General features: G+C 64.6%; 10 protein-coding genes and 1 pseudogene. 4 read left to right on the top strand and 7 right to left on the bottom strand.

Features of this window, described 5'->3' with window-relative positions:
• A partial coding sequence (locus EN781_RS14055; protein WP_127400071.1) for an ATP-binding cassette domain-containing protein occupies positions 1–1,120 on the top strand: 1,120 nt, incomplete at its 5' end.
• Between the two features lie 22 nt (positions 1,121–1,142).
• On the opposite strand, the gene EN781_RS14050 is transcribed toward EN781_RS14055, so the two are convergent.
• On the bottom strand, positions 1,143–2,081 hold the full coding sequence (locus tag EN781_RS14050; protein ID WP_126057891.1) for a homocysteine S-methyltransferase family protein: 939 nt from the start codon (positions 2,079–2,081) through the stop codon (positions 1,143–1,145).
• Between the two features lie 119 nt (positions 2,082–2,200).
• On the opposite strand from EN781_RS14050, the gene EN781_RS14045 reads away from it, so the two are divergent.
• The 3 genes from EN781_RS14045 to EN781_RS35270 all read left to right on the top strand — a co-directional run bounded on the left by EN781_RS14045 (position 2,201) and on the right by EN781_RS35270 (position 2,709).
• Entirely contained in the window at positions 2,201–2,407 is a 207-nt protein-coding gene (locus EN781_RS14045; protein WP_126057890.1) for a type II toxin-antitoxin system CcdA family antitoxin, read from the top strand.
• 93 nt (positions 2,408–2,500) lie between these two features.
• Complete coding sequence (locus EN781_RS35275; RefSeq protein WP_348627217.1) at positions 2,501–2,590, top strand: hypothetical protein; 90 nt, start codon at positions 2,501–2,503, stop codon at positions 2,588–2,590.
• The gene (locus EN781_RS35270; RefSeq protein ID WP_245482286.1) at positions 2,590–2,709 is read left to right on the top strand and encodes a CcdB family protein; all 120 of its coding nucleotides are present in this window, start codon (positions 2,590–2,592) and stop codon (positions 2,707–2,709) included. The genes EN781_RS35275 and EN781_RS35270 overlap by 1 nt, the downstream gene beginning before the upstream one ends.
• Positions 2,710–2,739: 30 nt before the next feature.
• On the opposite strand, the pseudogene EN781_RS35265 reads toward EN781_RS35270, so the two are convergent.
• The 6 genes and pseudogenes from EN781_RS35265 to EN781_RS14010 all read right to left on the bottom strand — a co-directional run.
• Positions 2,740–4,336: pseudogene (locus EN781_RS35265) on the bottom strand (hypothetical protein).
• A gap of 74 nt (positions 4,337–4,410) precedes the next feature.
• A complete protein-coding gene (locus EN781_RS14030) occupies positions 4,411–5,709 on the bottom strand; it encodes an adenylosuccinate synthase (RefSeq protein ID WP_126057888.1) in 1,299 nt (432 codons plus the stop codon).
• A gap of 268 nt (positions 5,710–5,977) precedes the next feature.
• Positions 5,978–7,579 carry a phosphoglycerate dehydrogenase gene (gene serA / locus EN781_RS14025; RefSeq protein ID WP_127400070.1) on the bottom strand — a complete coding sequence of 534 codons (1,602 nt, stop codon included), beginning with the start codon at positions 7,577–7,579 and terminating at the stop codon, positions 5,978–5,980.
• A gap of 67 nt (positions 7,580–7,646) precedes the next feature.
• Positions 7,647–8,822 carry a phosphoserine transaminase gene (locus EN781_RS14020; protein WP_126057886.1) on the bottom strand — a complete coding sequence of 392 codons (1,176 nt, stop codon included), beginning with the start codon at positions 8,820–8,822 and terminating at the stop codon, positions 7,647–7,649.
• A gap of 200 nt (positions 8,823–9,022) precedes the next feature.
• Complete coding sequence (locus EN781_RS14015) at positions 9,023–9,901, bottom strand: outer membrane beta-barrel protein (RefSeq protein WP_126057885.1); 879 nt, start codon at positions 9,899–9,901, stop codon at positions 9,023–9,025.
• A 205-nt stretch (positions 9,902–10,106) separates the two neighbouring features.
• On the bottom strand, positions 10,107–10,887 hold a 781-nt coding region (locus EN781_RS14010; RefSeq protein WP_145965501.1), incomplete at its 5' end, for an outer membrane protein.

The following is a 10,887-nucleotide window of genomic DNA, read 5'->3' as shown; positions in this document are numbered from 1 at the left end:
CTACGGCGTGACCGCACGGCGCAAGCGCAACATGCGACGGCTCGGCGAACTGCAGACCATGCGCCAGCGTTTCCGCAGCCATCGCGGCGCCGAGGGCACGGCCACCCTGGTGGTCAGCGACGCCGCCGAGTCCGGCAAGCTGGTGATCGAGGCCAAGAGCATCGAAAAGAGCTTCGGCGACCTCACCGTGGTCAAGGGCTTCTCGAGCCGCATCCAGCGCGGCGACCGCGTCGGTTTGGTCGGCCCGAACGGCGCCGGAAAAACGACGCTGCTGAAGATGCTGACCGGTGAACTGGCGCCTGACGCCGGCACTGTGCGGCTCGGCGTCAATCTCGAGATCGCCACGCTCGACCAGAAGCGCGAGGCCGTCGATCCGGCCGAGACGCTGGCGCACTACCTCACCGACGGGCGCGGCGAGAACCTTCTCGTCAATGGCGAGCAGCGCCATGTCGTTTCCTACATGAAGGACTTCCTGTTCAAGCCGGAGCAGGCGCGTACGCCGGTGCGCGAGCTTTCGGGCGGCGAACGCGCGCGGCTGCTGCTCGCCCGCGTGCTGGCCAGGCCCGCGAACCTGCTGGTGCTCGACGAGCCGACCAACGACCTCGACATGGAGACGCTGGAACTGCTTCAGGAACTGGTCGCCAGCTTTGCCGGCACGGTCATCCTGGTCAGCCACGATCGCGATTTCCTCGACCGCACCGTCACCAGCGTGATCGCGCCGGATGGCGCCGGCCGCTGGATCGAATATGCCGGCGGCTATTCCGATATGCTGGCGCAGCGCGGCGGCTCGAAGCTGGAGGATCGCAAGGCGAGGCCGAAAGCGGATACGGCGGAACAGGCGGCCACCGGCAAGGCAGAGCCGGCGCCGCCGAAAGTCCCAGCGAAGAAACTGTCGTTCAAGCAGAAATTCGCGCTGGAATCCCTGCCCAGGAAGATCGAGGCGGTGACCGCGTCGATCTCCAGGCTGGAGAACAACATCGCCGATCCCTCCTATTACGAGCGCGACCCGGCCTCGTTCCAGAAGACCATCGCCGCCCTCGACAAGGAACGCGCGACGCTGGCCGCGCTGGAAGAAGAGTGGCTGGAACTGGAGATGCTGCGCGAGGAAATGGAGGGGTAGTCCCTCCTCCCGCTAGCTGCCCTCACAGACAGGCGTCGCAGATCGCGGCAATATGGCGTCTGTCCGTGCCGCAGCAGCCGCCAAGCACGGCGATGTGACCGAAGCGGTCGCGCATCGCGCTATAGCGCCGACCGAAATCGACCGGATCGCCGGGGTCGAGTTCGGTCGCTGCGTCGAGCTCGGCATGGCTCTTGGCGGATGCGTTGGCCCGCACGCCGCGAATGCGACCTATCCAGCCTTCGCCGGCGGCAAGAACCGCATCGAAATGGCTGGGGTGCGCGCAGTTGATCATGAAATAGGCCGGGGCGCCGTCAGTCTCGTCGTCAACGGTTTCGATGGCGTCTTTCAGGCTTTCGCCGGAAGGCAGGCGCCCATCCGTCTCGACGGTGAAGGAAATCACCGATTGGAGCCCCGATGCCATGGCCGCGCAAGCTATGCCGGCGGCCTCGTGCGAATAGGTCATGGTGACGGCGCTGACCATATCGACGCCGGCATCGCGGAACGCTCTGATCTGGTCGCTGTGATAGGTTTCGGCCTCGGCCGTCGTCATCGCTGCATCGACCCGGTAGCCGTCGCCGCGCGGCCCGACTACCCCATTCACGAGGACAAGCATCCCACGCGCCGCATAGGGCGCTGCCAGCGCACGCGCCCACGTGACCGCGCGCCGGTTCGCGGCCGACAGCTCACTGCGCGAGTAGCCGAGTTTCCCGGCCCAGTCGGGATTGGCGCGCCATGTCGGCGTGTCGAGAACAAAGCCGACGCCGCGCTGTTCGGCGATATCCAGATATTGACGGAAATAGCGCCCGAGCCTCTCTCGGCCCTCATCGGTCGCAAGCAGGGGGAAAGCGGCAAAGAACGGCAGATCGAGCCCTTCCAGGAAGACGAGCGACGTTTCGAGGCCGCCATCTGTCAGAAGGATGGTTTCGCCGAGCTCACGAAGGTTGATCTTCGCATTGGTCATCGCCGTGCACGATCTCGCCCACCGATCTCGCGAACATTAGCATATGGCATCAATTTCGTCATGCCGCCCGCGCAGCCCAGCCGTTGCGGCGGTGCCCCGGATGCGCATATGGAATACGCATGTTGCGGAGGCCTCATTCACAGTTGATGAAGGAAGCAAAGGGGCTCAACGTGAACGTCTCGCGCGCCGCCGAAGCCGGGATAGCCGAAGCAGTGGCAGCCGAAAAGACGCGGCTCTGGAAGCTTGAGAACCGCGCAACGATGGACGCCTGGAACGGCTATGTCGAAGCACATGGTGTTCCGCTCAAGGAGCACCGGCAGTTCTGATGGCGCGCTACGACGTATTCGCCGCCAGACGGCATCGAAGGCGGCTATCCTCTCGACGTTCAATCCGATCTGCTCGATCACTTCAAGACACGGGTGGTGGTCCCACTTCTGCCCGTCTCGGTGGCGCCGCCTGCAATGCGGAAGCTCCATCCGATCTTTGAGATCAACGGACGCAGCTGGTGATGGCCACCCATCTGCTCGCCACGGTTTCGACGACGGAACTTGGCGCGAGCCGGCTGAACCTGATGCGGCCTCACGACGAGATCGCCGCTGCGCTCGACATGCCGTTCCAGGGGTTCTGAGCGGCGAGGGCCTCAAGCCACCGCTGCGAGTCAACCAGACGTCTTCGCCTGCCAGGCCTTCAGCGCCTCGTCGAACACCTTCTCGCCGGGGATGCCCTTTTCCATGGTGAGCAGGGCGCGCCGCCCGGTCTTGTAGACGACCGGCACATCGATCCAGTCCTGGCCCCTGAGCAGCGTCAGATTGGCGTCCTCATCGGCCTTGGTGTCGTTGAGCGCGACGAGGAAAAAGCCGTCGGCGATCTTGGCCGGGATGCCGATCAGCGGGCTGCCGGCATCCTGTTCGGAACTCTTCATGGCGATGCGCAGGATGTTGTCGACGCCGCCGCCGTCAAATCCTTCCGGCGTGAGGAAGATCATCTCGATGATGTGGCTGGCCGGCAGCGTCTGGTCTGTGTTGCGCCTGATCGTCATGCGCAGCTGGATGTCCTTGCCCGGTATCGTCGCCTCGGCGCGGATCGCCGGTTCCGGCGGCAGATCGCCGCCCGGCGATTCCTGCACCAGCGACCAGACGATGTTGCCCGGCTCGGCCGAGCCCTGCTGGGTGCTGGTGCGTTCCTCGTAGAAGATCGCCTTCTGGCCGACCGGCAGCGCGGTTTCAACCGGCGCTGCCGCCGGTGTCGACGGTGCGGCGCCGGTGGCCGGCGCGGCTGGCTGTGCGCCAGCGGGCGGTACCGGCGGCGTCGCGGCCGCATCTGCCGGCGTTGCGGGTGTGGCGCCATCTGCCGGCGGTGTTGCCGCCCCGGGCGCGGGAGCTGCGGGAGCGCGGGTTGCCGCCGCCGGCGCCGACCAGCCCGCCGGCGGGGCCGGGATCGGTCTCCTTGCCCTCCGGCGTCAGGCGCTGGGTGAATTTGGTCGCTTCGGCCGTTTCGCCGGTGGCCGCCGCCGGCGGTGTTGCCGCGACGTCGGCCGCCGGCTTGGCCGGAGCCGGCTTCACCAGCGGCTCCGTGGTGACGGTCTTGCTCCCGCCAAGGCCGAGCATGGAGCCGAACGCGTCCTTGTTCAGCCAGATGCCATAGCCGCCACCGCCGATCACCAGGACGGCGGCGGCAGCGGCGATCAGCCCGCCATAGCTGCGTTTGCGCACCGCAGGGCGCAGCCGCTGGAACGTGTCGGCCGCCGCCGGTTCTTCCTCACTGACAAAGACGTCATTCTGGTCGTTCGGCATCGAGGCGTCCATGCCCGGCAGGCGGGCATCGGTCTCGAATGGCGGAGGCGTTTGCGGCGCCTTCTGCCAGCTTGGCTCCGCCTTGGCGACTGGCGCAGCCGGCCGGAAAGGCTCCGGCTTGGCGGGCTCAGGCCTGGCAGGCTCGGCTTTGGCAACGACAGGCTGCCGCACATGGCTCGGCTGGTTCTTGTTGCGATCGATCGAGGAGAAGATGTGCTCCAGCTCGGCCAGCGGATCGACCGCCGGCTGGCTTTTGGCATAACCACGCTCGACGTTGGAAATCGCATCCTCCAGCGTGCGCTTCTGCTGATCGGCAACCGACGGCGCCAAAGGCGGGACGTGATCCGCAAGCTTCTTGGCGATTGTCGCCCGCGCCTTGTCATAGACTTTCGAGCGCATCTCGGGCGTGTTTTCGCTGAGACCGTCGATCGTCTTTTTCAGAACGGTGATGAAATCTGCCATGCTTCAGTGGACCCGCATTTTGTTCCTGGGCCGGCCCCCGCAAATCAGCCGCTGAGCCCGGAAAGGCTGAGAAACTAGTCTTGAAACGGATCAGTCACAAGTATCGTGTCGTCCCGCTCCGGGCTGGTCGAGAGCAGCGCCACCGGCGCGCCGATCAGCTCCTCGATGTAACGTACATACTTGACCGCCTGGGCCGGCAGATCGTTCCAGCTGCGCGCGCCGGCGGTGGTGCCTTTCCAGCCTTCGAGCGTCTCGTAGACCGGCTCGACGCGCGCCTGCGCGCCCTGGCTGGCCGGCAGATAGTCAATCGTCTCGCCGTCGAGGCGGTAGGCGGTGCACACCTTGATCTCGTCGAGTCCGTCCAGCACATCGAGCTTGGTCAGCGCGATCCCCTTGATGCCGTTGACGGCCACCGCCTGGCGCACCAGCACGGCGTCGAACCAGCCGCAGCGACGCTTGCGGCCGGTGACGACGCCGAATTCATGACCACGCGTGCCGAGGAACTCGCCGATCTCGTTCTTCTGCTCGGTCGGGAACGGGCCCTCGCCGACACGCGTCGTGTAGGCCTTGGTGATGCCCAGCACATAGCCGATGGCGCCCGGCCCCACACCCGAGCCGGCCGCGGCCTGGCCGGCGACGGTATTGGACGAGGTGACAAACGGATAGGTGCCGTGGTCGATGTCGAGCAGCGTGCCTTGCGCGCCCTCGAACAGGATCCGCTCGCCGGCGCGGCGCCGATCGTCGAGAACTTTCCAGACCCGGTCCATGTAGGGCAGGATCTCGTCGGCGACCGAAGTCAGCTCGCGCATGATCGCGTCATGCGTGACTTCGCCATGGCCGAGCCCGCGGCGCAGCGCATTGTGGTGCGTCAGCAGCCTGTCGACCTTCAGGGGAAGCGTTTCCAAATCCGCCAGATCCATCACCCTGACCGCGCGCCGTCCCACCTTGTCCTCGTAAGCGGGGCCGATGCCGCGGCGGGTCGTGCCAATCTTTGTCCCGGAATTGGAGGCGGCGTCCTCACGGAATCCGTCCAATTCGCGGTGCAGCGACAGGATAAGCGCGGTGTTTTCGGCTATTTTCAGGCGATCCGGCGTCACCTCGACGCCTTGCGCCTTCAGTTTCGCCACTTCGGCGACGAAGGCGTGCGGGTCGAAGACCACGCCATTGCCGATGATCGACAGCTTGCCTTGCCGCACGACGCCGGAAGGCAGAAGCGACAGCTTGTAGACCTTGCCGTCGACGACCAGCGTGTGGCCGGCATTGTGGCCGCCCTGGAAGCGCACGACGACATCGGCCCGCTCCGACAGCCAGTCGACGATCTTGCCCTTGCCTTCGTCGCCCCACTGCGAGCCGACGACCACCACATTGGCCATGTTGCTTTTCCCTTGAAATGCCGACTGGCGGCTTGAAAACGACAGGCCTCTATAGCGTCAAGAGCGGACCGACGCGACCATTCTTTGCCGCCGAACGCCGCCCGGGGCATAACATTTTTCGCCTTTCGCGCGATTTGCCGAGGCGAGCAGGGCGCGATTACGCCGGCATTCCTCCCAGGCACTTTCCGGCGCCGACGCCTGGCACGAATGACAGCGCCGCGCGGCTATCGCACGCGCGGCGCTGTCATGCAAATCGGCAGGACGGGCTTCAGGCTACGCCGACGTCGAAGTGCAGCGGCTTGGCCGAGTCGATCGACTTGTGCGCCCGCAGCTGATCGAGCACATTTTCGGGGAACGGCGCGACGAGATAGAGCAGCGCGATGGCATCGCCACCCGGCCGGTTGCGGCCGAGCTGGAAGTTGGCGATGTTGACGCCGTTCTCGCCGCAGACGGTGCCGAGCAGGCCGATGATGCCGGGCGCGTCGGCGTTGGTCGTATAAAGCATGTGCTGGCCGACTTCGGCGTCGAGATTGATGCCTTTGATCTGGATGAAGCGCGGCTTGCCGTCCGAAAAGCAGGTGCCGGCGATCGAGCGCGTCCTGTGCTCGGTGGTGACCGTCAGCTTGATGTAGCCGTCGAACACGCCAGACTTGTCGCGCTTGACCTCGGCGACGATGATGCCGCGTTCCTTCACCATGATCGGCGCCGACACCATGTTGACGTCGGAGACCTGCGGCCGGATCAGACCGGCAAGGGTCGCGCTGATCAGGGCACGCGTGTTCATGGTCGCGGTCGAGCCGTCGAACAGGATCTCGACCTCCTTGATCGGATCCTCGGTGACCTGGCCGACGAAGGCGCCGAGCACTTCGGCGAGCTTGACGAAGGGCTTCAGCCGCGGCGCCTCCTCGGCGGTGATCGAGGGCATGTTGATGGCGTTGGAGACGGCGCCCTTGAGCAGGTAGTCGGACATCTGCTCTGCCACCTGCAGCGCCACATTCTCCTGTGCCTCGGCGGTGGAGGCGCCGAGATGCGGCGTCGCCACGACATTCTCCATCCCGAACAGTTCGTTGTTCTCCGCCGGTTCGACCTCGAACACGTCGATGCCGGCGCCCGCCACCTTGCCGCTCTTCAGTGCCGCGACCAGATCGGCCTCGACGATCAGCCCGCCGCGCGCGCAGTTGATGATGCGTACGCCTGTCTTCATCTTGGCGATCGCGGCGGCGTCGATGATGTTGCGCGTCTTGTCGGTCAGCGGCGTGTGCAACGTGATGAAATCGGCGCGGGCGAAGAGCTCGTCGAGCTCGACCTTCTCGACGCCGAGCTCCTCGGCGCGGCTGTCAGACAGGAACGGGTCGAAGGCGATAACATGCATCTTGAGCCCGACGCCGCGGGTGGCGACGATCGAACCGATATTGCCGCAGCCGATGACACCGAGCGTCTTGCTGGTGATCTCGATGCCCATGAAGCGGTTCTTTTCCCACTTGCCGGCATGCGTCGAGGCGTTCGCTTCCGGAATCTGGCGGGCAAGGGCGAAGATCATGGCGACAGCATGCTCGGCGGTGGTGATCGAATTGCCGAAGGGCGTGTTCATCACGATGATGCCCTTGCGGCTTGCCGCCGGGATGTCGACATTATCGACGCCGATGCCAGCGCGGCCGACAACCTTGAGCCTGGTGGCGGCGTTGATCAGCTTTTCGGTGACCTTGGTGGCCGAGCGGATGGCGAGGCCGTCATACTGGCCAATGACTTCGAGCAGCTTTTCCTTGTCCTTGCCGAGGTCGGGCAGATAGTCGACCTCGATGCCGCGGTCTTTGAAGATCTGCACAGCGGTGGTGGAAAGTTTGTCTGAGACGAGAACGCGGGGCGCCATGGCGGCCTCCTTCGAAAGGGATTGATCCGTTTGGAAATGGGCGGCCCCGATGGCCGCCACGGGAAACTCAGGCAGCTGCCTTCAGCGACGCCTTTTGCGCGGCAAAAGCCCAGTCGAGCCAGGGCAGCAGCGCCTCGAGATCGGAGGTCTCGACAGTCGCGCCGCACCAGATGCGCAGGCCGGGCGGTGCGTCGCGGTAGGCGCCGATGTCGTAGGCCACACCTTCCTTGTCGAGCGCCGAGACCAGCGCCTTGGCGAAAGCCGCCTGCCCGTCGGCGTCGAGCGCCGCGACTTGCGGATCGGTGAAGGACAGGCAGACCGATGTGTTCGAGCGCGTCGCCGGATCGGCGGCGAGATGGCCAAGCCATGACGAGGTGGCGACGAAACGGTCGAGCACCGCCGCATTGGCGTCGGCGCGGGCGATCAGGGCGTCAAGGCCGCCGATCGACTTCGCCCAATGAAGCGCGTCGAGATAGTCCTCGACGCACAGCATCGACGGCGTGTTGATCGTCTCGCCCTTGAAGATGCCTTCGATCAGCTTGCCGCCCGAGGTGAGGCGGAAAATTTTCGGCAGCGGCCATGCAGGCTTGTATGTCTCCAGCCGCTCGACGGCGCGCGGCGACAGAATCAGCATGCCATGCGCGCCCTCGCCGCCCAGCACCTTCTGCCAGGAGAAGGTGACGACATCGAGTTTTTCGAAGTCGAGCCTTTGCGCGAAGGCGGCCGACGTCGCGTCACATATCGTCAGGCCCTTCCGGTCGGCAGGAATGAAATCGCCGTTCGGAACCCGCACGCCCGATGTGGTGCCGTTCCAGGTGAAGACGACGTCGCGGTCGAAATCGACCTTGGCCAGATCCGGAAGCGCGCCATAGCTGGCCTCGAACCTGCGCACGTCGGCGAGCTTCAGCTGCTTGACCACATCGGTCACCCAGCCGGAGCCGAAGCTCTCCCAGGCGACCATGTCGACGCCGCGCTCGCCGAGCAGCGACCACAGCGCCATCTCGACCGCGCCGGTGTCGGACGCCGGCACGATGCCGATGCGGTAGCCGGTGGGAACCTTGAGGATCTCGCGCGTCAGCTCGATCGCCTGCTCGAGCTTGCTCTTGCCGATCTTGGCGCGATGCGAGCGTCCGAGCGGAGCCTTGGTCAGCGCCTCGACCGACCAGCCGGGGCGTTTTGCGCAAGGACCTGAGGAGAAATTGGGGTTTGCCGGACGGAGTCCGGGCTTCGTAAGCGTCGTCATCGTGGTCTATCCTTCCAGATAGTGGCCCCTCGTTGGGGAGGGGTGGCCCACGGACGGCGATATGCGTTCAGGCTTCCGGCGTCAAGAGCAAAGTTTTTGTCGCTGACGGGATATTCGCATCGCAGCGGCCGGTGGTGATGGCAAAAGCAAATGGCGGATCACATGACCCGCCATGGCGCTTGTCCTTGCTGATGCGAACCTCACCAGAGATCGTAACGCAGCCCGACCTTGACCTGCTGATAGTCGATGCCCTTGTGGATCGTCGGCGTGCCGACGTTGTCGATGGTCGCGTACTTCAGCCCCGGCACCGATACATATTCGTAGCCGAAATCGAGCGCGACATTCTTGCTGACCTGGTAGGCGAAGCCGGCGCCAAGCATATAGGCCATGTTGAACTGCCTTTCGCGCGTGACCGTGCCGTCATAGACGCTCGAATCAAAGCAGCTGAAGCTGGTCGTCGTAGTGTTGCCGCCGCCAACAACCGAGGTCGAGTCGTTCTCGCAGTCCCTGGCGCCCTGGGCCAGCGTGTAGGTGCTGTAGGCCAGCCCCACGCCACCGCCGAGATAAGGGGTGAAGCCGACATAGGTGCCGAGATCGACGAAGGCGCTGGCCATGACGTCATAGGCCTTGTTGCGCGTATAGTCCGAGCCGTTACAGGACCGGGTGCTGGGCCCAGACACCTGGCTGACGATGGTGCCCGAAGTGTTGTCGGTCACGGTCGTCGTCTCGGTGCCCTCGCAGGTGGTGACATACTGGTTGTCGAACTTGCTCGTCGGCAGCAGGCCAAAATTCAGCTCGCCGCGGAAGTAGTCGTTGAAGTGGTAACCCATGCCGACGGATGCGGACAGCGCGCTGACATCGGTGATGACGCCGGTTGGCGACTCCGAGAAGTCGTAGGGCTTGTTGAAGGCGTAGCCGATATCGCCGCGCAGGTACCATCCCGAGCCGACCTCGACCGGCACGTAGTCCGGCGCCTGGTCGACATAGATCGGCGGATCGTAGTCGGCCGGCAGCGCCTGCGTCACCGGCATCAGCACGATGGCGGCCAGCGCCAGCGCTATACGCGATTTGAATACCATGTCCCCGGCTCCCGAACTTGGCGCGCGCCGCAGCGCAGCACCGTTTTTCAAGGAGCATTGTTAACCATAGTGGTTAAGTGCCGGTTAAGGATAACAGACGGTTAGCGAATTGATCGCGAAGAGTTTTCGTTCGGGCAAATAGCTCAAACAGAAAACCGCCCGGCGAAAAGCCGGGCGGTTGAGGAACTCTCGGATCTCGAAGAGCTTATTTGGTGTAGATCGGCTCCGGCTCAGGCTGATAGGCCACTACCGGCGCTGCGCACCCATTGTTGCCGCCGAACTGATAGCGCAGACCGCCGCGTACCTCGTGCGTGCTTATGCCGTGGTCGAAGCCAGGACCCGAGCTAGTCGTATCAAACTCGAACATGCGGCCGCCCTGGATGTGGCTGAAGCGGTAGCCCGCGTCAAAGATGATCTTGTCGGTCAAGCAATAGGAAGCGCCCGCCATGAGCGCGTAGGCAAAACGCCAGTTGGTCGACCCGGGGTTGGTCTCGGTGGTGTTCGGATCGCGGACCGTGTCCCACTTGATACGCGCGCCGCCGATGCCGGCGCCGACATAAGGCGTGATCCCGTGATAGGTGCCGAGATCGGCATACGCGTTAGCCAGCAGAAGGAAGGCGCTCATCTTCGAAACCTCGGTCGATGTCGTGACGAGATCCGAGGTCTGGCCGTTGAAGTCTGACTTGAACCAGTAATCGGCAGTTAGATCAGTGCGGAAGTAGTCATTGACCTTATAACCGACGCCGCCGCCGAGCGAGAACCCGCCCTTTAGGTCGCCGAAATCGAAATCGTTGGTGCCGGGCGGCGGCCCGTACGTGATGTAGTCGATGCTACCCAAATTCGACCAGTGATAGTCGATATCGCCGCGGATGTACCAGCCGCCGACTTCGACCGGCTGCTCGTAGGCGACCGGCGGCGGCGCCGCTTCGACCACTGGCGGCTCCGTAAGATCGGCTGCGAGCGCTGGTGCCGCCATCCCCGCGAAC

The sequence above is a fragment of the Mesorhizobium sp. M4A.F.Ca.ET.090.04.2.1 genome, from assembly GCF_003999085.1.
In the GTDB taxonomy this organism is placed as follows: Bacteria; Pseudomonadota; Alphaproteobacteria; order Rhizobiales; family Rhizobiaceae; genus Mesorhizobium.
Note: the sequence above shows the minus strand (reverse complement) of the source record. Positions and strands in the feature narration are given on the sequence as shown.

Coding starts and splice junctions, on each gene's coding strand:
- EN781_RS14050 (WP_126057891.1), bottom strand. CDS start 2,081: ATGACCAATGCGAAGATCAACCTTCGTGAGCTCGGCGAAACCATCCTT.
- EN781_RS14045 (WP_126057890.1), top strand. CDS start 2,201: ATGTTGCGGAGGCCTCATTCACAGTTGATGAAGGAAGCAAAGGGGCTC.
- EN781_RS35270 (WP_245482286.1), top strand. CDS start 2,590: ATGGCCACCCATCTGCTCGCCACGGTTTCGACGACGGAACTTGGCGCG.
- EN781_RS14030 (WP_126057888.1), bottom strand. CDS start 5,709: ATGGCCAATGTGGTGGTCGTCGGCTCGCAGTGGGGCGACGAAGGCAAG.
- serA (WP_127400070.1), bottom strand. CDS start 7,579: ATGGCGCCCCGCGTTCTCGTCTCAGACAAACTTTCCACCACCGCTGTG.
- EN781_RS14020 (WP_126057886.1), bottom strand. CDS start 8,822: ATGACGACGCTTACGAAGCCCGGACTCCGTCCGGCAAACCCCAATTTC.
- EN781_RS14015 (WP_126057885.1), bottom strand. CDS start 9,901: ATGGTATTCAAATCGCGTATAGCGCTGGCGCTGGCCGCCATCGTGCTG.